Origin of the sequence: Aeromonas sp. R5-3, from assembly GCF_040908225.1 — a bacterium.
GTDB lineage: Bacteria > Pseudomonadota > Gammaproteobacteria > Enterobacterales > Aeromonadaceae > Aeromonas > Aeromonas dhakensis.
Window position 1 is genome coordinate 339,026 of record NZ_JBFODH010000029.1, and the last position, 26,023, is coordinate 365,048.

General features: G+C 62.5%; 18 protein-coding genes. 4 read left to right on the top strand and 14 right to left on the bottom strand.

Annotated features, from left to right (window positions below; all coding sequences use genetic code 11):
- The first annotated feature begins 155 nt into the window (after positions 1–155).
- Complete coding sequence (locus AB5Y95_RS20870) at positions 156–1,520, top strand: MDR family MFS transporter (RefSeq protein WP_005298417.1); 1,365 nt, start codon at positions 156–158, stop codon at positions 1,518–1,520.
- Positions 1,521–1,587: 67 nt separating this feature from the next.
- Here AB5Y95_RS20870 and nifJ read toward each other — a convergent pair whose 3' ends face one another.
- From nifJ to AB5Y95_RS20885, 3 genes are all read right to left on the bottom strand, one after another.
- Complete coding sequence (gene nifJ, locus AB5Y95_RS20875; RefSeq protein WP_216988628.1) at positions 1,588–5,121, bottom strand: pyruvate:ferredoxin (flavodoxin) oxidoreductase; 3,534 nt, start codon at positions 5,119–5,121, stop codon at positions 1,588–1,590.
- Between the two features lie 414 nt (positions 5,122–5,535).
- Positions 5,536–6,306, bottom strand: a complete 771-nt coding sequence (locus AB5Y95_RS20880) for a substrate-binding domain-containing protein (RefSeq protein ID WP_025201308.1) — start codon at positions 6,304–6,306, stop codon at positions 5,536–5,538.
- Positions 6,307–6,458: 152 nt separating this feature from the next.
- Complete coding sequence (locus AB5Y95_RS20885) at positions 6,459–7,484, bottom strand: hypothetical protein (RefSeq protein WP_368161965.1); 1,026 nt, start codon at positions 7,482–7,484, stop codon at positions 6,459–6,461.
- 509 nt (positions 7,485–7,993) lie between these two features.
- On the opposite strand from AB5Y95_RS20885, the gene AB5Y95_RS20890 reads away from it, so the two are divergent.
- Both AB5Y95_RS20890 and AB5Y95_RS20895 read left to right on the top strand, forming a co-directional pair.
- Positions 7,994–8,320 (top strand): hypothetical protein, encoded by a 327-nt coding sequence (locus AB5Y95_RS20890; protein ID WP_368161966.1) that lies wholly within the window; start codon positions 7,994–7,996, stop codon positions 8,318–8,320.
- A gap of 170 nt (positions 8,321–8,490) precedes the next feature.
- Positions 8,491–9,900, top strand: a complete 1,410-nt coding sequence (locus tag AB5Y95_RS20895; protein ID WP_368161967.1) for a PLP-dependent aminotransferase family protein — start codon at positions 8,491–8,493, stop codon at positions 9,898–9,900.
- A gap of 133 nt (positions 9,901–10,033) precedes the next feature.
- Here AB5Y95_RS20895 and AB5Y95_RS20900 read toward each other — a convergent pair whose 3' ends face one another.
- From AB5Y95_RS20900 to AB5Y95_RS20920, 5 genes are all read right to left on the bottom strand, one after another.
- Entirely contained in the window at positions 10,034–11,173 is a 1,140-nt protein-coding gene (locus tag AB5Y95_RS20900) for an MFS transporter (protein ID WP_368161969.1), read from the bottom strand.
- A gap of 12 nt (positions 11,174–11,185) precedes the next feature.
- On the bottom strand, positions 11,186–12,733 hold the full coding sequence (locus AB5Y95_RS20905) for an ABC-F family ATP-binding cassette domain-containing protein (protein WP_368161970.1): 1,548 nt from the start codon (positions 12,731–12,733) through the stop codon (positions 11,186–11,188).
- Between the two features lie 357 nt (positions 12,734–13,090).
- The gene (locus AB5Y95_RS20910; protein ID WP_368161971.1) at positions 13,091–14,881 is read right to left on the bottom strand and encodes a hypothetical protein; all 1,791 of its coding nucleotides are present in this window, start codon (positions 14,879–14,881) and stop codon (positions 13,091–13,093) included.
- A 418-nt stretch (positions 14,882–15,299) separates the two neighbouring features.
- On the bottom strand, positions 15,300–16,940 hold the full coding sequence (locus AB5Y95_RS20915) for an alpha-glucosidase (RefSeq protein ID WP_368161973.1): 1,641 nt from the start codon (positions 16,938–16,940) through the stop codon (positions 15,300–15,302).
- 201 nt (positions 16,941–17,141) lie between these two features.
- On the bottom strand, positions 17,142–17,543 hold the full coding sequence (locus AB5Y95_RS20920; RefSeq protein WP_016351614.1) for a DUF1622 domain-containing protein: 402 nt from the start codon (positions 17,541–17,543) through the stop codon (positions 17,142–17,144).
- A gap of 187 nt (positions 17,544–17,730) precedes the next feature.
- Between AB5Y95_RS20920 and AB5Y95_RS20925 the strand changes: the two genes are divergently transcribed.
- The gene (locus AB5Y95_RS20925; RefSeq protein WP_368161974.1) at positions 17,731–19,404 is read left to right on the top strand and encodes an Hsp70 family protein; all 1,674 of its coding nucleotides are present in this window, start codon (positions 17,731–17,733) and stop codon (positions 19,402–19,404) included.
- A gap of 4 nt (positions 19,405–19,408) precedes the next feature.
- Here the strand turns inward: AB5Y95_RS20925 and AB5Y95_RS20930 are convergent, their stop codons facing one another.
- The 6 genes from AB5Y95_RS20930 to pnuC form a co-directional block, all read right to left on the bottom strand.
- Complete coding sequence (locus AB5Y95_RS20930; protein ID WP_368161976.1) at positions 19,409–22,180, bottom strand: J domain-containing protein; 2,772 nt, start codon at positions 22,178–22,180, stop codon at positions 19,409–19,411.
- Positions 22,181–22,183: 3 nt separating this feature from the next.
- Positions 22,184–22,933: a DUF1266 domain-containing protein gene (locus tag AB5Y95_RS20935; protein ID WP_368161977.1), complete on the bottom strand. Its 750-nt coding sequence runs from the start codon at positions 22,931–22,933 to the stop codon at positions 22,184–22,186.
- Between the two features lie 235 nt (positions 22,934–23,168).
- Positions 23,169–23,489, bottom strand: coding sequence for a N(4)-acetylcytidine aminohydrolase (gene yqfB / locus AB5Y95_RS20940; RefSeq protein WP_017787929.1), 321 nt, complete (start codon positions 23,487–23,489; stop codon positions 23,169–23,171).
- Between the two features lie 43 nt (positions 23,490–23,532).
- Positions 23,533–24,204, bottom strand: a complete 672-nt coding sequence (locus AB5Y95_RS20945) for a Crp/Fnr family transcriptional regulator (RefSeq protein WP_368161978.1) — start codon at positions 24,202–24,204, stop codon at positions 23,533–23,535.
- A gap of 128 nt (positions 24,205–24,332) precedes the next feature.
- Positions 24,333–25,058, bottom strand: a complete 726-nt coding sequence (locus tag AB5Y95_RS20950; RefSeq protein WP_368161979.1) for a nucleoside phosphorylase — start codon at positions 25,056–25,058, stop codon at positions 24,333–24,335.
- Positions 25,055–25,777, bottom strand: coding sequence for a nicotinamide riboside transporter PnuC (gene pnuC / locus AB5Y95_RS20955; RefSeq protein ID WP_201891811.1), 723 nt, complete (start codon positions 25,775–25,777; stop codon positions 25,055–25,057). The genes AB5Y95_RS20950 and pnuC overlap by 4 nt, the downstream gene beginning before the upstream one ends.
- Positions 25,778–26,023: the final 246 nt, after the last annotated feature.

A 26,023-nucleotide genomic window follows, 5' to 3' on the forward strand; every position in this document is an offset into this window, starting at 1 on the left:
AAGGGCAGCCTACCAGAGCGGGGGGCACAATGCCGCGACCGGGGTCATGCTTGCCGGCACGGATGCCCTGGTTTTGGTCATCCGCCGGTGATGTATGAGACAATAACAAGTTCTGCGCCGCAGACGCTGGAGCAACAAAGGAGCGAGCCCGTCTTATGTCCCCCAAAACCATCTTCTCGAGCGTGGCCCTGGTGATCGCGCTGGGTTCACTGGAAAAGAGCATAGTCACCACCCCGCTGCCCATCATAGGGGCCGAGCTCAATGCCGGCGCCGCCCTCACCTGGGTGGTCACCGCCTACCTGCTGGCGGCCACCGCCGCCCTGCCCATCTACGGCAAACTGAGCGACATGTTCGGTCGTGTGCGCATGCTCAACATCGGTATAGGCCTGTTTCTGGCCGGCTCGGTGGCCTGCGGCCTGGCCCAGGATCTGCCGACCCTGCTGGCCGCCCGGGTGCTGCAGGGGCTGGGAGGCGGCGGCCTGATCGCGCTCGCCTTCACCGTCATCGCCGACAGCATACCGCCGCGGGAGGTGGGCAAGTATCAGGGCTACATCTCGGCGGTCTACGCGGTTTCCAGCATTGCCGGCCCCTTGCTCGGCGGTTATTTTACCGAGCAGCTCAGCTGGCGCTGGATCTTCTGGATCAACCTGCCACTCGGGGCCATCGCCCTCTGGCTGGTGAACCGCAACCTGGGCCACCTCAATGTGCGTCGTCACAGCCGCTTCGACTGGAAGGGGGCGGCGCTGCTCATCACTGTCACCACTCTCACCCTGTTGTTGCTCTCGCCGGAGGCGGCGCTGCCCGCCATCTGGCTCGCGGCCGCGCTGGTGGTGGCCCTGCTGTTGCTGGTGCTGATCGAGCGGCGGGCCCATGACCCCATCCTGCCGGCCCACCTGGCGCGTCAGCCCGGTTATCTGGTGAGCGTGCTGCTGGCGCTGGCCTCGCAACTGCTGATGTTCGCCGTGCTGGTCTACCTGCCGCTGCAGATGCAGTGGCAGAAGGGGATGAGCGCCAGCGACAGCGGCGAGATCATGGTGATCTTCATGGTCTGCATCACGGCGGGGGCCTTCGTCGGCGGCAAGCTGATCGGCCACACCGGCTACTACAAGCGTTTCGTGGTGGTGGGGTTCGCCCTGGCGGCGCTGGCCCTGTGGCAGATCCACTTCGACGTCTGGATCAGGCTGGGACTGGCGTTTGCCGGCATCGGCCTTGGCCTGGTGCTGCCCGCGCTCTCGGTGGTGGTGCAAAACGCCCTGCCGCGGGAAGATCGCGGCATCGGCATGTCGCTGTTCAACTTCGGCCGCGAGCTGGGGGGGGCGGTCGGGGTGGCCATCTGCGCTGTGCTGTTCCACTCCGCCCTGCCAGCGGGCAGCAGCCACAACCTGGCCAGCCTGAGCCCGGTCGAGCTGGCGCCCGGCTTCAGCGCCACCTATATCGGCATGGCGCTGATCGCCAGTGCCGCCCTGCTGGTCACCCTGCTGGCGTTGAAGCGCCACGAGCTGGCCGACATGCCTGCCTGATGGCTGCCAGCCGGTAAAAAGAGGGCTCCCCGTGGGGAGCCCTCTTTATTGGTGGCAACTTGAGCGCTTACTCCTGCGCCGGCGCCTCTTTGCCGGCCAGCTGGCTCAGCCAGGCGAAGCGGCGGTGGGCATCCTCCTGCGCCTCCTCATAGAGCCGGCTGGCCACCTCCGGCAGCTGACGAGTGAGGCGCTCGAAGCGGGGCTCCTGCTGCAAGGTGTCGGCCAGCGACGCGCTGGGGGCGCGGGAGTCGAGCGCCAGCGGCGCCTTGCCCTCTTCCTTGCGGCGCGGATCGTAGCGGTAGAGTGGCCAGAAGCCGGTGGCGGTCAGCTGCTTCATCTGCTCGTGGCTCTGGGCCAGATCGTAGCCGTGCTCCTCGCAGGGGCTGTAGGCGATGATGAGGGAGGGGCCCGGGTAGGCCTCCGCCTCCTGGATCGCCTTCACCGTCTGATTCATCTGGGCGCCGAGGGAGATCTGCGCCACGTAGACGTGACCGTACATCATCACGTTGGCACCGAGATCCTTGCGCCCCTTGCGCTTGCCCTGCTCGCCAAACTTGGTGATGGCGCCGAGCGGGGTGGCCTTGGACTGCTGGCCGCCGGTGTTGGAGTAGCATTGGGTGTCGAGCACCAGCACATTGATGTTCTCCCCCAGGCTCAGCACGTGATCCAGCCCGCCGTAACCGATGTCGTAGGCCCAGCCGTCGCCGCCGATGAGCCAGACCGATTTCTCCACCAGGTAGTCCGCATCACGGGCCAGCTCCCGGGCCGCTGTGTCGGTGCGCCTCTGTAGCAGTGCGCGCAGCTGCGCGATATGGGCCCGCTGCTCGGCGACCGGCAGGCTGGCGTCCTGCAGCCCCTGTTGAAGTTCGGCCGGGACGGCGTCCCCCAGGCTCGCCAGCAGGCGGCGTACCCGCTCGCGATGCTGATCCACGGTGAGTCGAAAGCCCAAGCCAAATTCGGCGTTGTCCTCGAACAGGGAGTTGGCCCAGGCCGGGCCACGCCCGTCGGCGTTGGTGGTATAGGGTGTGCTGGGCAGGTTGCCGCCATAAATCGACGAGCAGCCGGTGGCGTTGGCGATGAGCAACCTGTCCCCGTAGAGCTGGGTCAGCAGCTTGATATAGGGGGTCTCGCCGCAGCCGGAGCAGGCGCCGGAGTATTCAAACAGCGGCGAGATGAGCTGGGAGGTGCGGATGTCGATGCGCTCCAGCTGCTCGGCGCTGCGCTCGGGCAAGTCCAGGAAGAAGTCGTAGTTGGCCTTCTGGGCCTCGAGGTGATCCAGCCGCGATTCCATGTTGATCGCCTTGCGATTCGGATCGGCACGATCCTTGGCCGGGCACACCTCGACGCAGAGGTTGCAGCCGGTGCAATCCTCCGGCGCCACCTGCAGCACGTACTGCTGGCCGCGCATGTCGCGGGCCTTCACATCCAGCGCGTCCAGGGTGGCCGGCGCATCGGCCATGGCCGCCTTGTCCACCACCTTGGCACGGATGGCGGAGTGGGGGCAGGCGGCCACGCAGTAGTTGCACTGGGTACAGAGGTCTGCCTGCCAGATGGGCACCTCCTTGGCGATGTTGCGCTTCTCCCAACGGGTGGTGCCCACCGGCCAGGTGCCGTCCGGCGGGAAGGCGGAGACCGGCAGGCTGTCACCCAGCCCCGCCAGCATGGCGGCGGTGACGGTCTGCACGAAGTCCGGCGCCTTGGGGGAGACCACCGGCGGGCGGGGCCGACTGCCGGCCTCCACTTCGCCGAGGGGCACCTGGGCCAGGGCCGCGCTGGTGGCCGCGAGGGCCTGCCAGTTGCGCTCGACCAGCGCCTGCCCCTTGCTGCCGTAGCTGTTGGCGATGGCCTGTTTCAGCAGCCGGATGGCCTCATCCAGCGGCAGGATGGTGGTGAGCTGGAAGAAGGCCATCTGCATGACGGTGTTGATGCGCTGGCCGAGCTGGCAGTCGCGGGCAATCTTGGCGGCGTTGATGGTGTAGAGGCGGGCCCCCTTCTCGCGCAGGGCATGTTGCACCTCGAGGGGGAGGCGGCCCCAGACCTCGGCCGCGCCATAGGGGCTGTTCAGGAGGAAGATGCCCCCCGCCTTGAGCCGCTCCGCCATCTGGTAAAGGTCGATGAACTGCCACTGGTGGCAGCCGACGAAGTCTGCCTCCTCCACCAGGTAGGCCGACTGCAACGGCCGCGTTCCCACCCGCAGGTGGGAGACGGTGAGGCCACCCGCCTTCTTGGAGTCGTAGACGAAATAGCCCTGGGGGTAGAGCTCGGTGTGGTTGCCGAGGATCTTGATGCTGTTCTTGGCCGCCGACACGGTACCGTCGCTGCCAAGGCCGTAGAACAGCGCCTCCAGCTTGAGGTGGCTGGCCGGGGGCACTGAGGTCGGCAGCGGCAGGGAGAGGCCGGTGATGTCGTCAAAGATGCCGACGGTAAAGCGCGGGCGTGGGTTAGCCAGCGCCAGCTCGTCAAACACCGCCTGCACGCAGGCCGGGCCGAACTCCTTGGAAGAGAGGCCGTAGCGCCCGCCGATGACCCGCGGCAGGCTGACCCGCTCACCCCGGCTGACCGCCTCGGCCAGTGCCGCCATCACGTCCAGATAGAGTGGCTCGGCCAGGGCGCCCGGCTCCTTGGTGCGATCCAGCACCGCTATCTTGCTGGCGCTCGCGGGAATGACCGCCAGCAGGTGCGCGGCCGAGAAGGGGCGGTAGAGGCGCACCTTCACCAGCCCCACCTTCTCCCCTTGGGCCAGCAGGTGTTCGATCACCTCCTCGCAGGTGCCGATGGCGGACCCCATCAGCACCAGCACCCGCTCGGCCTCTGGGTGACCCAGGTATTCGAACGGCCGGTAGTGACGGCCGGTCTGCGCGCCGAAGGCGTCCATCGCCTCGCTCACGTGGCGATAGCCCTCGTCATACCAGGGGTTGCTCGCCTCACGACACTGGAAGTAGGTGTCCGGGTTGGCAGCGGTGCCGCGGATGACCGGCTTGTCGGGGGTCAGCGCCCGCTCCCGATGGGCCCGGATCGCCTCGGCGGGCAGCAGGGCGCGCAGGGTGTCGTCATCGAGCGGCACTATCTTGGCTATCTCGTGGGAGGTGCGAAAACCGTCGAAGAAGTGGATGAAGGGGAGCCGGCTGTTGAGGCTGGCTACCTGGGAGATGAGGGCGAAGTCCTGGGCTTCTTGCACATTGTTGGCACAGAGCAGGGCGCAGCCGGTCTGGCGCACCGCCATCACGTCCGAGTGGTCACCGAAGATCGACAGGGCGTGGGTCGCCACGGTGCGCGCCGCCACGTGCAGCACGAAGGGAATGAGTTGACCCGCCAGCTTGTAGAGGTTGGGGATCATCAGCAGCAGCCCCTGGGACGAGGTGAACGAGGTCGCCAGTGCCCCGGTCTGCAGGGCGCCGTGGACGGTGGCGATGGCGCCACCCTCCGACTGCATCTCCACCACCCGTGGCACATCCCCCCACAGGTTGGCACTGCCCTGGCTCGCCCAGGCAGACGACTGCTCGGCCATGGCGGAGCTGGGGGTGATGGGATAGATGGCGATCACTTCGCTGGTGCGATAAACCACGGAGGCAACGGCGCTGTTGGCGTCCGTCGTTAGCATGTCGTGTTTCATTCTCAAACCTTGGTTGCACAGTCGGCGTGGGTACGCAAACGACAAAAGAGACCGGGCCTTGCTCCGGGGGGAGCGAAAGCGTGCTGTGCCCTTCCTTGTGGCAGTCTGTGTCACTGACCTGTGACGGTGAATTCGCTGATCCTGCGCTGGGGTGAATCAACGTTGCGGCAAGAAAAATATGTGATGGAACGTTAATATGAGTAATGTTTTGCCGTTGTGATTGTCAATCTTCAAATTTATCCGCTCGATGAATTAAGGCTTCATATTTATTAAGCAAGAGTCGGCATTGCCAAAATAAATATCTGGTGAGTCAAACCATCCTGTTTATGGGGAAATAGATGCCAATGTGTCCCTGCACTGGCATGCAATAATGGTCATCAGGAGGTCATCATTCTCTTGTCATTAAAATTTATCGGACCAGCCCAGCTGCTGAAAAATCTGCTTTGATTTTTCCCCTTTCAAATATTCGGCGAAACGTACCGCATCCTGGCTCGGACTCTTGTTAAGGACTATGTTCACATCCCGATAAACCACCAGCTGCTCTTCAATTGCCACCACGTCGCCCACGTCCGGGTTGCTCCTGGCCCAGTCAATCCAGGTGATCCAGGCATCGACGCGGGGATCTTCCTGGAACGCCTTGCGGGCGCTGCCGCTGTTGGGGGTGTATTGCACTATGTTGTTTCGAAAATCGGCGACCAGCTTGATGTCACCGGTGCGACCTATCATGTCTTCCCACACCCCGGTTCCCGAGGTGTTGCTGACCCCGGCCCCCTCCGGCACGACTATGCCGATACCCGGTTTGGCCAGATCGGCCAGCCCCTTGATATTCTTGGGATTGCCCTTCTTGACCAGAATGATGGCCGGGCGCAGGTAGAGCGGGGTAATCTTGTTGATGTCGAACTGCTGCTGATGGCCGGTGGCGATCGCCAGGGCCGATTGCTCGGAGGCGCCGAACAGCATGTCGGCGTTTTTGCTGGCATCGTCATTCCAGGTCGCCTGCGGCCCGAAATGGACGTTGACCTTGATCCCCGTCTCCGCTTCAAAGGCGCTGCCCACCTTGATCAAGGCGGTGTGCGGCCCGCCGGGGCCATATAAGTTGACGTCCGCCAATGTGGCATAACTGGTCAGCATGGTCACCAATGCGGAAGCCGTCATAAATATATGCTTGTTCATTATCTACACTCCTTTAGGACTGATGGTTCAAGCGAAAAGGACCGGTCGTTTATCGAATTTATTGCAACGAAAGATGTGCGGTGAAATATTTCATGGTCAGGCATCAATATTATTTAAAGTCGCACAAGCCATGATTTAACATCTCTTCTTTCTTATATTCTGACACCCACCATACCGGCAATGATGGCCAGCGCGAGGGCTGCCGAGCCGGTCAGTCCGGTGTACCACAGCAGCCTGATGCGGCTCGTTGCCACGCCGTGGGCCGCGAGTACCACCCGCAACCCTGCCAGCAGATGCGCCAGTACGAAGAAGACGCCGAGGGTGTAGTGGGGCACCAGGCGAATATTCCAGGGATCCATCAGCAGGCCCGCCTCACCACCGGTGGCAAAACTCCAGTCGGTCGGTATGCCGAGGAAGCTGCGGGCATAGATGAACACCGAGTTCATGTGCCCCAGCACGAACACCGACAGATAGACGCCAGAGGCGATCTGGAAGGTGGTCAGCCAGCCATGCCAGGTACTGCTCCAGCGCCAGGCAAGGTAGAGACCTGAGCCGACCTGGAAGAGAAACGCCGCCACCAGCAGGGGTTCGACAACGCCGGCCCGGTAGACGGTGCGACCCGCCTCCATGACCCGGGCATGAAGCTCGGGGCCGACCAGCCCGGTCAGATGATTGGCCAGATGAAAGATCACATAACAACAGAGCACCAGCGCGCTGATGCCATGGGCGACGCGCCAGCGTCCCAGTCCGCTCACGGGACGGGCCTGCACTGCCTCTGTCTGGTGTGACTCCCACCCCAGCAGCATGGCGCCAACCCAGAACAGAGACCACACCAGCACATCGGGCAGCGGGCTGCCGACCAGCGTTTGCACCACTCCGAGCAGGACATAGAGGCTGGGGGCCGCCACGCTCAGGTAAGCCAGTCGACGCATGCCTGTGGCGATGCCGGGCCGATTGGCGACGATCAGCCCCGCCAGGGGAACGGCCAAGGCCAGCAGCAGCGAGAGCAGGGCGCCGAGCAGACTGGCAGCGCCGCTCTGGCCGACCAATGTGTTGAAGATCACTAACAGAAACGGATAGCCGAGCGTGGCCAGCGGGGGGAGCAGACAGAGTGAGTGAGGGCGCTGCACCATGATGTGCTCGCGGCTCTCGTCCGCGATCCTGGAAGGTAAGGGCATACTGATATTCCTGCTTGATAGGGCGGAAAACCACCTTGATTCGGGTCTATTCAGATAACCGCGGCGCGATATCCTGCGCGGGGCAACCCGTCATGCCGCCATGAGCGAGCGGCCGCAGTGACCGAGTGTCGGCTCCCAGCAATCGGGGCCGGCGAGAGGTGGGTCAATCTATTCCAGGGAATATCTCAGCAAGGAGGTCAGGTAATGCATATGTTTTATTTCCCCTTTAACTGAGTGCCAGGTTGATAATGTGAGGATAAAAAAAGCGGCCAAGGGGTAACAGGGACAAGAATGGTCATATGGAGTAGTCCATACAGATAACAGGGAGTAATGAGATCTCTTTTGACTCCCTTTTATTGATTGCCGACAACCGGTAGGCTGGCAGAGATAATTCGGCCACAGCGTGATATAAAGACGGGCGGGAGGCGACGGATTTTAATCTTGACGTATTGCGCAGGCTTGTATAAAAAATACGCCAACTGATAGCGCTATACCAAGGAGAGTGTGTCGTGTTCGAGTTCACTGTTAATAAGGCGGCGCTGCTGTCTCTTTCACTGTTATTTACCTCCTCGGCCATGGCCATGGAAATATCTTCAGATAAAACCAGAACGGTTCAGGAATTTACCGGCAATGTCATATTGAAGGTAAATGATAATGAGTCTGTGACTGTCTCTGCCGATTCGGTCAGAAAAAGCCAGGATGGCATGGAATATTCTGGCAAGGTCACCTTGTCTGCCGAAAAATTCAATGCCGAAGCGGATAAAATAAAGTCGGTGACAGATGGCCACGGTACGACCACCTTTACCACTGACAAGCTGACGCTGATCAGCAAATAGCGGTCAGCCAATGCACGCCCGTGATGGCGCCATATACCATGTTTTCATGGTACAGGGTGTTATCAGCCAATATTGTCATGCTGCTCTTCTATCGTGATGCCAACAGGAGTGGATAATGGATAAACAACGGAAGTGATAGAATACAGAGCCATATTTCATGGACCCCTCTCATGGACATTCAGGATCTGAACCTCAGCCGGGAGCAGGCAACCCCGCTCTATCTGCAGATATACCAGCGCTATTGCCATGCCATCGCGAGCGGAGCCTTGAACGCCGGTGACCGTGTGCCCTCGGTGCGCAGTCTGGCAAGCGAACTCAACCTTGCGCGCGGCACGGTTGAAATGGCCTATCAGATGCTGATCGGTGAAGGGTATCTGATATCCCGTGGTGCCGCGGGCACTGTGGTTGCCGCCGGGCTGAACAGGCTCGTCGAGGCGCCACCCTCTCCCCGACCCGCCGCCACACCAGCGCCGACCCAGGGGATCCCTCACAGCGAGATCCTGCCGTTCCAGCTGGGCGTGCCCGCACTGGATCTGTTCCCGCGCAAGAGCTGGGCCCGGCTTGCCACCCGGCATCTGCGCAATATGGAGATGGTGACGCCGGATCCGGCAGGGCACCCGGCCCTGCGCCGTGCCATCGCCACCTATCTGGGCATTTCGCGGGGGATCCGCTGCAGCCACGAACAGGTATTCATCACGGTTGGTTATCGGGGGGCGCTGGATCTGGTGTGCCGCGCCCTGCTGCGAGCGGGGGATCTGGGCTGGTTTGAAGAGCCTGGCTATTTTCATGCGCGCCAGTTTTTGCAGCAGGCGGGCCTGCGGTTGCACCCGGTGCCCGTCGACATGCACGGCATGGATGTCAGCCTGGGTGAGCAAGCCGCCGACGATGCCCGGTTTGCGGTGGTCACCCCCACCCACCAGAGCCCGATGGGGGTGGCCCTCAGCCTGCCGCGTCGCCTGGCGCTGCTGGAGTGGGCAGAGCGGCGCAACGCCTGGATCATCGAAGATGACTACGACAGCGAGTTTCGCTACCACGGCCGGCCCTTGCCCCCTCTCAAGAGCCTGGATCATCAGGGGCGCGTGCTCTACACGGGGACCTTCAGCAAGGTGCTCTACCCCGGCCTTAGGCTGGCCTATCTGGTGGTGCCCGAGGCGCAGGTCGCCCGTTTTCGCGAGCTGGTGGCGCAGTTGCCCGGCGCGGGTAATCCGGTGCTGCAGGCCACCCTGGCAGATTTCATGGATCAGGGGCATTTCACCCGCCACCTGAGCAAGATGCGCAGAGTCTATGCCGAGCGGCATGGTTATCTGGTCGATGCCTTGGCCACCCGCCTGGGCGACCGGTTGCGGGTGCAGCCGCAGGCTGGCGGGATCCAGCTACTGGCGCAGGTTGCCGGGGGCGTGACGGATCAGCAGCTGGTCGAGGTCGCCCAGGCCAATGGGCTGGCGTTGCACGCCCTGAGTAGCTGGTACATGAACCCGGCGCAGCAAAGGGGGGTGATGATGGGGTTTGCCAACTTTGCCAGCGCAGAGCAGGCCGATCGGGCCGTGCAGCAGCTGTTGTCCCTGTGGCCGGCAGAGTGAGCGCCATCCTTGGGTGATGCACATCCCTCGGCTTGTGAAGAGGAGGGGCTGGTTACCAGGCGTCGTCTGCCACATGGCAGAGGCCATGAAGAGGGCTCCCGCGGGAGCCCTCTTGTCATTGTGCCTGTTGTACTCAGCCCGGCAGCCGCACCGGGCGCAGGGCGAGGATGGCCCCGCCAAACAGCAGCAGGGCCAGCAGGGCCATGGCCATGGGGCCGGCGCTGTAGGCAAAGCCGGCGACGGCGGACCAGAGCGCCACCCCGAGGTGCATCAGGGTCATGGCCAGCGACATCAGCATGCCGCGCTGGGCCGGGGCGAGCTGGGCGATGTAACCCTGCAACGTCGGTGAGCCGATGCCGCCGGCCAGCGCCCACAGGCCCAGCGGCAGGGCGAGGCTGGCCAGGCTGCCGGCCGGATAGAGGTAGAAGAAGGCGCTGACCAGGGCGCACACCACCAGGGCGCCGCGCATCAGGGGGCGGCCGCTCTCCACATAGCCGGCCAGGCGCGGCATCAGCACGTTGCCGACCACGCTGATCACGCCAAGGGCGCCGTAGAGCAGCCCCACCGACCAGACGGGCAGCCCCTGACTGTCGTGCAGGTGCTGGCCGACCAGGTTGAACAGGCCGATGCCGCCCCCCAGTCCCAACCCCATGGCGAGCAGGGCACCGAGTGCCCCCGGAATGGCCAGTACCGAGCCCTGCGGCGAGGGGTGTGTGCCGCTGGCATGAACCTGCGGCGTGTGCGCCGTGAGCCAGGCCAGGGCCGCCGCCACGGCCCAGGCGCAGAGGCCGAGCACGATGAAGGGGGTGCGCCAACTGCTGAGCTGAGCCAGCAGGGCGCCCACCGCCGGGCTCGAGATCATGCCGAGGGTGAGCCCCGACTGCACCCAGGCGATGCGCTTCATGGCGTCGGCCGGCGCGCCGTCCGCCGCCATGGCGAAGGCGATGGGGAGCATGCCGGCGCTGGCCAGCCCGGTGATCACCCGGGTCGCCAGCCCAACCTCGAAGTTCGCCACCATGCCGGTGGCCACCGAGGCGGCGCCAAACAGCAGGGAGGCCGGCAGCATCACCCGCAGCCGGCCGTGGCGATCCGACAGGCCGCCGAGCAGGGGGGCGATGAGGGCCAGCGCCACGCTGTAGGCGGTGATGAACAGGGTCACCCGCTCCGGAGCGACCCCCAGCTCGGCGCCGATGGGGGCGAGCAGGGGGCCCAGCATCAGCTCATCGGCCCCGACCAGAAATGCAATCAAAAACAGCAGTACTTTCAGCAACATAATTTTTATTCCTTAAACTTGGGTCGACATGGCGGCGAACTGCTGGATGTCCACCACCCGATCCGGCCAGTCGGCCACAAAGGCCGGCTCGTGGCAGACGGCGAGCACGCTGCCCGGGTAGTCGCACAGGGCCTGGCGCAGGGCGGCCTTGGTGCCGGCATCCAGGTGGGTGGTCGGCTCATCCAATATCAGCAGATGAGTGGGCTGCAGCGCCAGTCGGCACAGCTTGACCCGGGTCTGCTCACCGCCGCTCAGGGCACTGATGGGCTGGATGGCCAGCTTGCCGCCGATGCCAAGGCGCGCCAGCTGCTGGCGGGCACCCTTGTCATCCAGCCCGGGGGCTACCGCCTTGACCAGAGCCAGCGGGGTGGCCGCGGGATCGGGCCAGTGCAGCGCCTGCTCGAAGTAACCCGACTTGAGGCCGGGGGCCAGGGCCAGTTCACCGGCGAGCGGGGCGAGGCGGCCGGTCAGGGTGTTGAGCAGGGTCGACTTGCCGATGCCGTTGAAGCCGGCGATCACCACCTTCTCGCCGCGGCGCAACTGCAGGCTGAGCGGCGCCAGCAGGGGCTGGTGGTAGCCGATCTCCAGCTCGCTTGCGGCCAGCAGTTGCGGGTGGCCCCCCTGGGCGGCACGAAAGCTGAGGGTGACCGGTTTGGCCTGCTCGGGGGCGGCCAGGCGCTCGATGCGCGCCAACTGCTTCTTGCGGCCGTTGGCGATACTGGCGTTGACCCCGGCCCCGTTCTTGGCGATGAACTGCTCGAGCCTGTCGATCTGCCGCTGCTGGGCCTGGTATTGACGGGCGTGCAGCGCCTCGGCGGCGCCCTTCTGGGCCAGCGCCTGGTCTAGGTTGCCGCGATAGGTGTGGATCTGCTGGCGGTCGATGTCGGCGATGGCGGTGGCGATGCGGTTGACGAAGGCGCGGTCGTGGGAGACCACCAGGAAGGCGCCGGGGAAGCGCTCCAGGTAGCCCGCCAGCCAGTCGACGTGGGCCGTGTCCAGGTAGTTGGTCGGCTCGTCGAGCAACAGCACCTCGGGCGTGCGCAGCAGCAGGCCGGCCAGCATCACCTTGTGGCGCTGGCCGCCGCTTAAATTGGCGATCCGCGTCTGCATGCCGAGCTGGGTCAGGCCGAGGCCGGCCGCCACCTCGTCGATACGCGGATCTAACTGGTAAAAGCCCTGACTCTCCAGGTGCGCCTGCAGATCGGCCGCCCGGGCCAGCTGCCGCGGCCCCAGTTCGGGGTCGGCGTAGAGGGCCAGCATCTCGGCTTCCGCCTCATAGAGGTCGGCGAACACCGACTGCAGGTAGCCCCGCAGGGTGAGGTGGCCATCACGCGCGGCGTGCTGGTCGAGATAGCCCGCCTTGATGCCGGGCTGCCAGAGGATGTCGCCGCCGTCTGGCAGGCGCTCCCCCTGGATCAGCTGGAGCAGGGTGCTCTTGCCGGCGCCGTTGTGGCCGGTGAGGCAGACATGCTCGCCGGCGTGGAGACGAAAGCTCGCCTGTTGGTACAGGGTCTTGTCGCCGATGTGGTAGGTCAGGTTGTGGATAGTGAGCACACTCATGGTTGTAACATCCATAAAAAAACGGGGGACAGGTACGCGACGTACCGGCCCCCCGTCTCAGCAAGGTGAAACGCTGCCAAATGGCAGAGACAAAAAGGCCGGCGATGAAGCATCTCGCCGGCCTGTGTCTCCTGTTTTCATCAGATGCGGGGCAGCCTCCCAAAGAGAGGGCATTCGCGCAGCTGATGAAGATTCAGTCGATGGGCTCCGGGCAACACTTCATCGTGTTAGTGCACGGAGCACAGCCTCCTGACCGAGCATTTGAACAGGATGTACAACATTGAAAAGCGGTCCAACAAAAATTCTGGTCGCAAAATACCCAGAATTTGCCGGTGAGTCAAATCTGCGGCCCTGGCACTACTCGTGGTGCAGGGTGATGCAGTCCAGCCCGCCGCTGCCGCGCAGCAGGGCCTCCGCCTGGTTCAAGCCGTCCCGTCGGTTGCTGGCAGCCTGACCCACGAAATAGGGGGTGATCCCGGCCACCTCGTGTTGCAACCAGGCGGCGAACGCCTCATTGAGGGGGGCGATGCTGGCGGCATTGGTGATGTAGAAGGGCTGCAGACGGGTGCCCATGATGCCGTTCATCCAGTTCACCAGCCGTTTGCCCACGCTGAAGGTGCCCGGGGTGGCGATGGGGGCCAGGCCGGCATCGCGCAGTTGCTGATGGATAAGGGCATGGATCTTGTGCCAACGCTCGCCCTGCTGGCGCAGGTCGGTCACGCTCTTGGCCAGTTCCTGCCGCTCGTTGTCGCTCAGGGGGGCATCGCTGGCCAGCACCTGCTCGATCAGTGCCGCGCTGGCGGCGTGATCGTTGAAGAGGATACGGCCGTCGGCCAGCGGGCGCATGGCCATGTCGAGGTGGAAGCCGGGCTGGGCCAGGATCACCAGATCCCGCTCGGCCACCTTGAGCTCCTGCGCCATCAGGCGCTGGCTGATGGCCATCATGGCGAGGAAGCGGCGGGTCTGGTGCGCTTCCTCGGCCTCTGTCAGCCCAGTTCGCTGATAGCCGCCGGCCTGCAACATGCGGCCAAGCCGGGTCAGGGTGGCGGCATCGGCCGTCAGCGTCTGCAGCGCATCGGATATCTGCTCATCGCCGAAGTCGGCGTGCAGCCCGGCGGTTACCACCAGGCCTGCGTACTCCCGTTTGAGCTGGGCCAGCAGGTCGAAGGAGGCCGGCAGCGGTTGGCCGTGGATGGCTCGATAGCGCTCGGCGATGCGCTTCCCCTGTTGCGTGCTCAGAAACATCCGCTGCTCCGCCGCCTGGCGGGTCACCCAGTTCACCTCGGACTGAGCCAGCTCGGCCTTGGCGCGCGCGGTTTTGGCAAAGGCGTGGCGCTGCGGCTCATCCAGCCCCTGTGGCAGCAGGTTGGCCGCCTCCAGCAGGATGAGGTCCACCTCGGTGTCATGGCCCTTCTGGAAGATATGGGGGCTGCCCAGCCACTCCTCTTCGCCGAGTTGCAGCCGAAACTCGCCGTCGCGCTCCATCTTCTGCTGGCGGGTGGCGATCCGCTCGCTATCCAGCCGGCTGTGGTGCAGGGTGGTTTGCAGCAGGGCGTCGCGACCGATCAGGGCATAGGGGGTACCGTCTGGGCGCTGGCCGGTCAGCATGTTGCCGCCATCGATGATGGAGAAGGTGGGGATGAGCTCGCGTCCCTGCGCCTCGGCGAAGGTATTGGCCTGGGAGAGCATGTAATCATCCAGCCCCTGGGAATCCTGGCTGCCGAGGCTGTGGTGCCCCTCCTGCTCGGCCTCCGGGCTCTGCTCGGTGAGGGCGGTGACGAAGGCGTGGTAGCGCCCCTTGTCGGCCAGCGGTGCCTGGGGACGGAAGACGAGGGCGCCATCGCGCGACAGCCACATGTTGTCCTCGGTCCAGGCGTACATGTCAGCGTGGGTGCTGACCGAAAAGCCCTGCTCCCTGCCAATCTGCTCCAGCTCGGCCACCAGTTCCGGTTCGGTCTGGAGGGGCAGGTGGAGCTGGTGGATCCGGTTGCCCAGATCGTCCTGGGCCAGCTGGAAGCTGCGCTCGAGGGCGGGGGAGTGCTGGCCGTTAGTGAGGGCGGGGTCGTCCGGGAAGAGCAGAGGGGCCGCCATGGCCGAGTGGAACCAGAAGAGGCTGGAGATGGCGAGTGCCACGCCGGTTTTGCGCATGATGATGTCCTGTTGTTATGGCGGGCTGGTGCCCGCAAGCCTGAACGTCGGCGTACGGCGCCGTGCCGCACGCTTCGGATGGAAACCATAAGGAGAGAGCTGAGAACTACAAGGGCACAAATCTGAATTGACTTTTAACCCAGACTAAACCGCGTTGAATATATTCACTTGATGACAAACGAGTCTTTTTTGATGCTGCTTATTTCCAGCAAAAACAGGGGGTTGCACTATTTCAATTGTCGATAGCGAGGGAGAGTCGGATATTTCAAAGCGGTGTCGTACGAGCCGTTAAATACGAAGTTTTTAAGTGAGTAAATCGCCGGTGCGGGTCGGCAAGGTCAGCGGGAAGGGAATAAGCAGGGGGAGGCACAGGGGCCAGCCCCCGTGACGAAGGCTGGTGCCGAGCCAGGGAGTGCCGTTATCCCCTTGCTTTCAGCAGCCAGGCCGCTGCCTGATAGGGGGCAAAGGTGGCGGTGGGCTGCCCCGGGTAGTTGCTCATCAGCAGGGTGGCACCGGCCTTCACCTGGTCAAAGTGTGGCATGACCAGGGGGCGCTTGGTGAGGTTGGCGAGCAGCAGCAGGGTGTGCCGCTCTCCACTCGCCGGATCCTGCCAGCGGCGGCGATAGCCGATGCGCTCCGGGTCGTCCCCATCCAGCAGCTCGAAGTCGCCGTGGCGAACGACCGGATGGGCCTTGCGCAGGGCGATGAGCTGGCGATAGCAGTGAAACGGCGAGTCGGGGCGGGCCAGCTGCTCGGCGGCGTTGATCTCGAGGTGATTGGTGTTGAGGGCAATCCAGGGGGTGGCGGTGCTGAATCCCGCGCGGGGGCCGGCGTCCCACTGCATCGGGGTGCGGGCGTTGTCGCGGCCGATGGCATCGAGCCGCCGACTCAGCTCGGCAGGACCCAGCCCTGACTGGCTGGCGCGGTAGTTGATGGCCTCCACATCGCGCAGCTCTCCCGGCTGCCAGTGGCGGTTGGTCATGGCGAGCTCCTCCCCCTGATAGATGAAGGGGGTGCCCTGCATCAGATGCAGCACCATGGCCCACAGTTTGGCGCTCACTTCGCGCCACTCGGGCCTGTCGTCGCCAAAGCGGGAGACGGCGCGGGGCAGATCGTGGTTGCCGAGAAACAGGCTGTTCCAGCCTCGCCTGTGCAGCCCCTGCTGGTGGCGGGCCATGGCCCGTTTGAAGGCGAGGGGGTCGAAGCGGGATGACCACTTGTCCTGCCCCAGCCCCAGGTGCTCGAAGTTGAACACCATGCTGAACTCGCTGCCATCGGGGTTCGAATAGTTCTGCATATGGGCAAGGTCCGCTGCCCAGGTCTCCCCCACCGTGATGATCCCCTGGCCGCCGAAGCTCTCGGCATTGAGCTCGCGAATATAGTCGTGCAGGCGCGGGCCATTGCTCATGGCGAGGGGCGACCAGCTCTTGCTGACCATATCGATCACATCGAAGCGAAACCCTTTTACTCCTTTGCCCAGCCAGAAGTGGATCACCGCCGCCATTTCGGCGCGCACCGCCGGGTTGTCCCAGTCCAGATCGGCCTGACTCGCATCGAAGTTGTGCAGGTAGTAGCGATCCAGCGCCGGCACGTATTGCCAGCCGCTGCCGCCAAAGATCGAGGTGACGGGATGGGCGTCGACGAAGGCCTGATCGCGAAACACGTAGTAGGCCTGATAGCGGGGGTCGCCTGCCAGCGCCTGCACAAACCACGCGTGCTCGGTGGAGGTGTGGTTGGCGACGATATCCATCATGATGCCGATGCCGTGAGCGGCCGCCTCGGCGATCAGCTGCTCCATCTCGGCCTGGGTGCCGAAGGCGGGATCGATGGCGCGGTAGTCCGCCACGTCGTAACCGTTGTCCCGCTTGGGGGAGCGATAAATGGGGGTGAGCCACAGCATATCGACTCCCAGGGTGGCCAGATAACCGAGGCGCTGACGAATGCCGTTGATGTCGCCCATGCCGTCGCCATCGCTGTCCTGAAAACTCATGGGGTAGATCTGGTAGATAACGCAACTATCGAGGTCGATGTCGGGTGTGTGGAGAGGTCGCGGGTTCATCAGCTGGGCCGGTTGGGGGAAGCGATGGTTTATCTTACGCAGATGCGCGGGCCCTCGACAGGGCAGGGGAAACCTTGAAAAGGGTTCCATAGTTGGCTGATTGCCAAAAGTGAGGGGAGGGTCACAACTGGGCCATCCCGAGCCACGGCTGTGGTCGGGATAGCACGGCACTCAGCGATGATGCTGCTGCAAGGAAGCGGGCTATTGAGCCGCCTTGGCCTGCTCGCTGCGTTGCTCCTGCTGGCGCTCTGCCTTGTCTTGCTGGCGTTCCGCTTGGGCTTCCAGCTCCTTGCCGAGGAAGTAGTTCAGGAAGGTGCGGATCACCGCGATGATGGCGAGACGGATCAGCTCCTCCTTGCTCGGCGCCACCGTGGTGGCCAGGATGTCGGCGGCGAGCTGGAACTCCAGCGCCAGAATGAGCCAGCTGCCGAAACAGAGCCGGATATGGGGAAAGCCGGGCTCGTGATCCCGCACCCGCGCCGCCAGCCAGAGGGTCTTGCCCAGCCCTATCACCACGCAGGCGATGGAGATGATCTCCAGCAGCAGCTGGAACAGCTCGACCCCGTGCATCATGCCCTCTCGCAGGCTCGCTATCTCAAACACTCGGGTCACCTCCATGATTCAAAAGAGGACACTCTTAACACATCGCTCGGCAAAGACCAATTGAAGTCACTTATGGCCTGTGGGTGAGATGAGCGGATGATTCAAAGTTGGGCTCCACTTGACCACTTTTTGTATGCACCGCACAATCCTCGCTCTTTCATCTAGTTAAATAGTGACGAGGCATTTGATGATGCAGACGCGGAACTCTGCGATTGGTATTGATCTGGGTACAACCAACAGTGCGATTGCTGTATGGCAAGATGGCAAAGCTTGTCTCATTCCCAATGCCCATGGTGAAGATCTGACTCCGTCGATCGTCTGCATCGGTGAGGACAATACACTGCTGGTGGGCCAGGCGGCGGCTACACGCTTGTTGAGCGATCCGGCGAATACCGCCTCCCACTTCAAGCGTTTTCTCGGCAGCGAGCGGCGTTACCGACTGGGCAAGGATCAGTACACCCCGACCGAGTTGTGCGCGCTAGTGCTTGGTAGTCTGAAGTCAGATGCGGAAGCATGGCTTGGTCACCCGGTGTGTGAGGTGGTTATCTCTGTGCCTGCTTACTTTGGCGATCAGCAGCGTAAACAAGTGCGGCTGGCTGCCGAGTTGGCCGGGCTTGATGCGGTGCGCCTTATCAATGAACCGACCGCCGCAGCCATGGCCTACAGCCTGCACGAGCAGCATAGTCGCCGTTTCCTGGTGTTTGATCTGGGGGGCGGTACCTTCGATGTAACCGTGGTGGAGTATCAGGACAATATCATGGAAGTGCGCGCCTCGGCTGGTGATAATCGACTCGGTGGCGAGGACTTTACTCAGGATCTGGTTGATGCGGTACTGGATCAGTTGGGAACCAACCGTAGTGACATGCCACTGGCGCAGCTCGGCCAAGTCTATCTAGCGTGTGAGCGGGCCAAGCGCCATCGCAGTGGTACTGGTCTGGTCGTTGAACTTGGTGGTGAGTTGAACCGCACCCTGACTTTCTCCGAGTTCGACTTGGCCGACATCTGGCGTGAGACACTCAGTCGCCTGCGTAAACCGCTCAGCCAGGCACTCTCAGATGCGCGTTTGCGTCCAGAGGAGGTGGATGAGCTTATTTTTGTCGGTGGAGCGAGCCGCCAGAGCGAAGTGCAGCAGACTGCAGTGCGTCTGCTGGGACGATTCGGCTGTCACGAGTTGGATCCGGATCGGGTCGTAGCCATGGGGGCCGCCATTCAGGCTGCCTGTCGTCTGCGCGACAGCGCGGTCGACGAGCTTATCATGACCGATGTTTGCCCCTTTACCCTCGGGATTGCGGTCACTCAGGGCGATCAGGGCGGTGTGTTCAGTCCAATTCTCGAACGCAATACTGTGGTGCCTGCTTCGCGAGTCGAGCGCTATCACAGCGCACATGAGCAGCAAAAAGCGGTATGCATCAGCATTTATCAGGGTGAGCGCTTCTGGGTGCGGGAAAACCTGCACATAGATGATCTCGAGATCCCGCTGCCGACCGGCAAGGGGATTCAGCAGGTGGATGTGCGTTTTAGTTACGACATCAACGGTATGTTGGAGGTGGATGTAACCCTCGTTGGTACCGGAGAACTGTTCCAAAAGGTGATCGACAGAAGTCCGGCCGGCGTGACCGAGGAGGGAAAGCGCGAGAGCCGCGAGCGGTTGGCTCGCCTCAAGCATCATCCACGCGATGCACTGCCTAATTTGACCTTGAGCGAGCGGCTGGCGCAGCTCTACGAAGAGAGCCTTGGTGACGAGCGGCAGCAGGTAGAACAGTGGTTGCTGCAGTTTGAACGGGTCCTGGCCAGCCAGGACCCGCAGCTCATCCGTTCATTTCGAGAGGAGATGAATGGCCTGCTCAAGCAGTGGCACTAGTGTTCTAGTCGAGGATGTCGCCAAGCGGCATCCTGCCCTGCTGGTAGAATTCCCTTGGCCATCCCCGGCGTAGCGCACCAGGCCTTATGCGAAGGCTCATATAGAGGTGGCCGAGCCATAGCGGAACGGCCAGCCAGGCGCTGTTGATGTAGAACGCGAGGGCTATCCAGATCAGACTCCAGCTCAGGTAATTTCGAGTGGTACGCTGACATGTCTGGGCCCGACAGATGTGCCACATCAGATAGAGGTTCAGGAACAGCATTCCTATCATATCTTGGCCGAGCGAATAATAATCGGCCCAGTATGGAGAGCCGGAAGTGAGAACCTCGCTCACGGACGGTTCCAGTGGAAACACGAAGTAGGGCAGGATGGCGGTTAGCACGCTGACAAACAGCAGTTGCGCTCCGCTGTGCATCCGAAAGCGTTGCTTCGCGTGGTGCCGATCGTGCTCCAGCTGATCGTTCAGCTTATCCTCCAGATACACCAACAGCAGAGATACTGCCTCTTGTTGTGGCTGGGTGAGATCGGCCTGCTGCTTGTAGATCGGGTCTAGTTGTCTGGCCTGAAACCCCTGCTCGCTGAAGTCGTGTGCCAGCATGCCGAGCCCGTAACAGATCGGATAGACAAACTTGGCTGATGCGGTGTCTGGAGTGCTGCGCTCCAGTGAATCCAGCGTGGGGAAGTGTTCGCGGCTCTGCCACAAATAGGCATAAATCAGCGACTCCTCGGTATAAGGGTAAAAGTCTAAGTCGAACCCCTGCGCGTTGCGCAGAGCCATCAGCCGCTCGTGCAGGGGGGAGAGCAGATAGCTGTAGGCGTTATTGCTCTCCTTGTGGCAAAGCAGCAGGTTCCACAACACTATGGTGCTGGCGAGATCCGGATCGTTATCAAGACGTCGGCCGATCAGAGCCGCGAGAGCCGGTAATTCACTCTCTTTGGCTCGCTCTAGCAGTGACTGATCGCTCACTTCGGATCTACGTAGCAGATCGGTCTGGTTGCGAAGCTCTTGCGACAGCACATATTGCTCTGGCCAGCGAGCACATGCAGTAACGATGGCAGCCTGATAGACGGTGGGCTGAGCTGAGAGGTGCAGGACGGTGGAAAGCGGAGTGTCATCCTGATTGGGCGGCAGTCTGCCCATGGCGCAACGCACTGCGTCAAGGTGTTGTCTCGGCGTCCAGGCATAGGCGTAATAGAATTGTGCCCAGCGAAAACAGCCGCTCCATCCCTCACCATGCCAAGCATCGCCAAGACGTGTGTTGCAGTGAATGCGTTGGTGGGAGAGACGAGCTCCAAGATGCAGCCCTTGGATGATTTGCTCTTGCCACCCTTCGTCATTGGCGCGCTGGACTACTGCATTGAACCATTCATCCGGCATCAACGGATAGCGGCGCAGGCAGGAGATCCACTGCTCCGGAGATGCACAGGCAATCTGTGCAGCAGTGGGTGGCGTGATGTTCAGCCAGTCATCATTGCCATATTGATCGAACAGCGCGTCCAGTAGTGGTAACTCGGGGCGCTCGGCCAGCTTGCGGTGAGCATGGCGTTGCAAGAGACGGGAAACAAATTGCCAGCCGCCTTCGGCGTCGGCTAGTTCGGGTTGGGCAAGCGTAGTTTCCAATGATGACCAAGTACCAAATTCACTGCTCCACCAGAGGCGTGCCAGCGCACCGCGAACGCCAGGAATCGACTCTAGCGCCAGCGTGGTGAGTGGTACCTCGCCAATGTCCAGCATCTGATCATGCAACCACTCCTCTATTGGGTTGGATTGTTGCCATGGCAGCATCAGCCACTGCGGCTCCCAAAACGCGCTGCGTGTCGTGGGCCAGTGACTGGAACGGGCCAGGGCTTGTAGCCAGCGTGCCAGCTCCTGGTCACTGTTGATGTACCAGTGGATGAGGTGGTTGGCGAGCAACGCTTCGTGTTCTCGCTCTTCCAAGGCCTTGGCTACCTGCATCACCAGTTGTTCCTTGCCACAGCGCAGGGCTGAGTCGGAGAGCAAATCCCAGTCATCCTCATCTAGTTGCTCTTGTTCGAGCAGGGAGAGGGTGAGTGAGAGGCGGTGGGTGATATCGCCGTTGTCACCGGCTGCACGTAGGGCTCGCAGTTGCAGGCGTAATAGAGCCGGGTGATCGCCGACGATCGGTATGGCGTAGTGATAGATGAGCCCCAGCACACTGTTGCGGTCGCCAGCCTCCAGCGAAAGCAGCAGTGGTTGATAAAAGGACATTACTGCACGCTGGCGAGCGTGGTCGAGAGTGGCGAGCCACTCCAGCGGTGCCGGGACAGGCGCCTTGCGCCACCAATCGAGAAATTCTCCTTTTTTCTGGATATCGCCGCTGCGGCGCAGCAGTGCCGCCCAGTCAAGTGCTTGCCATAGCCGTTCGATTAAGGGAGAGGGCAACCATTGCCATTCGAAGATATGTTGTAGTACTTCGTCCGACAGCTGGCTTTGCTGTACCAGCGAGAGCGATTGCAGTGACGCCAGCCACTTGTCCCACTCGTCGGACACAAATCGTCGGCTGGCATCGCCCAGCAGCGCAAGCAAATTCGTCAGTTCAGGGGCTGTGGCTGGACGTACCAGCTCGACCGGTAGCTTGGTGGAGTCCTTCATAGCCGGGCGTGGGCGGCTGGCTTCTTCATAGGCTTCACGCAGCAGGCGGAATCCCTCCGGGTCATCCTCCGGATGGCAGTCACGCAGCTTGATGTGGTAGGCACGCTTGATTGCGGCCAGATCGTCGGTCTCTTTGATCCCGAGTCGTTGCCAGATATCCATGATTTATTCCTGCGGCTCGCTATTTAAGAGGTCAATGAGGCTCTGGGGTTGTTCGATATCCGGCAACGGTACGTCATACCAGCTCTGTCCGTGGATTGGGTTTTCGGGATCCTGAAGCGCATCGGCCAGCATTGAACGCATCTGCTTGGCTATCCAGCCGTACAGCAGCTCATGTGCTGCCTGTTCCGGCTCGCCGTCCTCGTGGCTGTACCGCCAGAGACAGCGACCGGCATACCATGCCTGAGTGTATTGCAGCCAAGACTTGTAGCGCCGCCGCGCCTGATAGGCGAGTTGATTGTGGATGAAGCCAAACTCCTCTTCGCTGACCCAGCCATAACGCAGTCCTTCACGGGTGAGGTAAGAGGCGCGACCATAGTCCCAGGCCTGTATACCGTGGGCGCCAATATAGGGAGCAGTGCGGGCTACGAAATCGAGCGAGGCTCGCCTGTGTGTGGTCGACGCATTATCGCGTTGTGTCTGCCACTGGCTCCGCTGCATGCAATGAAAGGAGGCGTACTCTTCCTGCATGAGGTGTCCGTGGCACTCGCCATATGCCAGCTCGCGGATCTGTCGGTGCAGATCGAGGCGGTTCTCGATATTCCAGTCTTCTGCGAGAGTGGAGGGATCGACAAGACCTTCCCGCAGCGAGGTGGGTTTGAGGTATTCGCGCCACTCTTTCTGAAAAGCGATTTGGGGCGAAGTGAGGGTCAGCCACCACTTCTCGTGGGGGGCAAGGGCCGCATTGTCTAGCATAGTCTTGGAAAAGCTGCGATTGGAACAGGTTGTAGACTATAAGGTTGCAAGAGAAAGGATGCAATTGCGGCTGGTTTGCAGTTCACGAGTCAGCAATGTACACAGTGAGCACTAAGGCGGCAACCCTACTTCCTAGGCCTTACATAAAGGCATCTTGATATAGGTGAATTTAGATATCTTCGCGGACGCAGTTATTTCTGCCACTAACGTATGAGTCATGGTTGTTAGTTGGTATTTACATCCCAACGAATTTGAATCCAATGACATAGAGCGGCGGCAGGGTGGGGTAGATGTCGCGGATGACCTGTTTGAGCTCAGGCAGGGTCATGTTCTCCTGGCGGGCGTGCTCGTCATTCAGTTCATTGAAGGCGACTGCCTTGACCGACAGCACCTCTATGGTGCCAAAGGGCTGGTGCTCCGGGTTGGTGAACAGGGCCAGACGTTGGCCGGGTTGCCAGTTGGCCTCGCTCTCGTCGCGGATGGTGATGGTCTTGCGGCCGGCCTGGATGTCGGCGACGAAGCGGTTGAAGAAGGTGAACTCGGGATGGGTAGACATGGCACTCTCCTGACAGGGTGAATCGAAATGGGATGAATGGAAATCAAAGGTCGAGGTAGGCGCGCAGCCTGGCCAGATCGGCGATGACGGGACCGTCGGGGCCGTCGGCGACGATGCCCTGTTCGATCAGCTCCTTGAGGGCGCGCCGGTAGACCCGCTCCGTGGTGCCAAAGCGCGCCGCCTCGTGGGCCCGCTTGCGCGAACCCAGCATGGGGGTGCGCTGGCGCTCGCGCCAGAGCTCGAAGGCGATGTTGTAGGCGATGGGGTGCAGCAACCGGCTGGTGGTGATGTCCAGGGTATCCAGATAGTCGCTGGCGAGCGCTGCGGCGAAGAAGAGGGTCAGCTCGGGTTCAGCCAGCAGCTGTTTGGCCAGCTTGTCGGCGCAGATGACGGCGGCGTCCAGCTCGGTCTCGGCCACCACGCTCCACTGCACCGGGGTGGCGCTGAAAAACTCCATCTCGCCGAAGATCTGCTGGTGGCACTCGATCTCGCCGAGTTGAAACAGCCGCCCCGAGTGCACCGCACTGTTGAGGGAAATCCGGCCCTGCGCCACCAGATAGAGGTGCTCGCACTGCTCCCCTTGGCGCAGGATGGGCTCGCCCGGCAGGTAGCGGCGCGAATGGAGGGTGCAGGCCGCCAGCGCCGCGGCAAAGCGCGGTTCGAGGGCGGCAAGCTCGGCGTGAAAGCGACCGAGCGGATAGGGTTGTTGCTGCATGGGGAAGGCCCGGCTTGACGAGGGCCATGAGGCTAGCAAGGGCGGGGGCGGGATGCCAGCGCTGGTGCCCCCGAATGTGCCGGGCTTAACGTTTTGCCGGGGCTGGCTACTGCCCCGGCAGACCCGGCCTATTGGGTCAGGGCGTGGAGGGCGGCGGCAATGGCCAGCCGCTCGCCGGTCATCATGGCGGCCTCGCTGGCCGCGTAGTCGCTCACCCCCTCCTGCACATCCTGCTCGAAGGTCACCACGTTGCAGAGCACGGCGGCTACCCGCACCTTGCGCAGGCGCCCGACGGCGAGCAGGGAGGCCGTCTCCATGTCCGCCCCGAGCACGCCGCGGGCGTGCCAGTAGCGACACACTTCCTGCTCATCATCCCGGTAGAAGCTGTCGTGGGAGCGCACCAGCCCGTGCCAGTGAGGCTGGCCGCTGGCGCCGAGATGGGCGAGCAGGGCGGCCTGCAGGCGGATGTCGGCGCAGGCGGGGTACTCAGGCGGCAGATAGGCCTGCGAGGCGCCTTCGCTGCGCACCGCCCCCTCCACCACGATGAGATCCCCCAGCGCTATATCATGCTGCAGGGCGCCGGCGGAGCCGACCCGGATGAGGGCGCGGGCACCCGCCTGCACCATCTCCTCCAGCGCGATGACAGCGGAGGCGCCACCGATGCCGGTGCTGCACACCGTAATGGGCTGCCCCCGGTAGCGACCGTTGATCAGACGAAACTCCCGGTGCTGGCCAAGCACGTCACACTCATCGAGCTGGCTGGCGATGCGGTCGACCCGGGCCGGGTCGCCGCACAGCACCACCCGCTCGGCGATCTGGTCCGGGCGGCATTGCAGATGAGGCAGCAGGCTCATGCGATCACTTCCTGTTGCGGACGTTTGGCGCTGACCATCCACAGGCGTGTGCCGTTGGCAGCGATGAACAGCAGGATCAGGTACTCAAGGGACATGGCATAGACCCCTTGGGCGGCATAGACGCCGATGCTGATGATGTTGATGACCACCCAGAGGATCCAGTTCTCCACGTACTTGCGGGTCATCAGGATCTGGGCCACCACGGAGAGCACCGTCATGCTGGCATCCCAGAAGGGGAAGGCATCGGGGGAGGGCTCAGGGGTGGCGAGATTGGCGCCAAACAGGTTGAGCAGGGCGACGGCGGTGCGCGCCAGGGCGGCAAAGACCGGGTCGATATAGAGGGTCAGCAGGGCGATGGCCAGCACGCTCACGGCGGCGGTGGCGATGAGCTTGGACTTGCTGAGCCAGCGGATCTGCAGGGTATCCCCCTGGGCATTGGCCGGGCGGGTCCAGGCGTACCAGCCATAGAGGTTGGCGCAGAAGAAGAACAGCTGCAGCAGCAACAGGCCGTAGAGCTGGATCTGGAAGAAGATGATGGCGAACAGGCTGACGTTGATGAGCCCGAACAGGTAGTTGATGGTCTTCTCCTGGCTGGCGCACCAGATGCAGGCCAGTCCGAACAGGGTGCCGACGGCTTCGATCCACGACATGGCGTAGCCACCGCCCAGCGGTATGGTCACCAGGGTGTGATTGATGCTGAACCACTCGAATATGCTCATTTTCATTTCCTTGGAAAATAGGGGGGAGTGAACCGGGCCTATTCTAGGGGCGGCGTGGGGGTCTTTGCAGGACTTTTGTCCGTGCAGGGCCGAGCCACCTCAAAGAATGGACAAACCGCAAGCAACTTTAGGCCCCCGATGACACCCTGATATGCGATGATGCCCTGCCCTTTATTGACATGTCACAAAATGGGGATGAGTGGGCTGTGGTTTGATGGAATCCCCCCGCTGCGGTCGGGGTGGTGT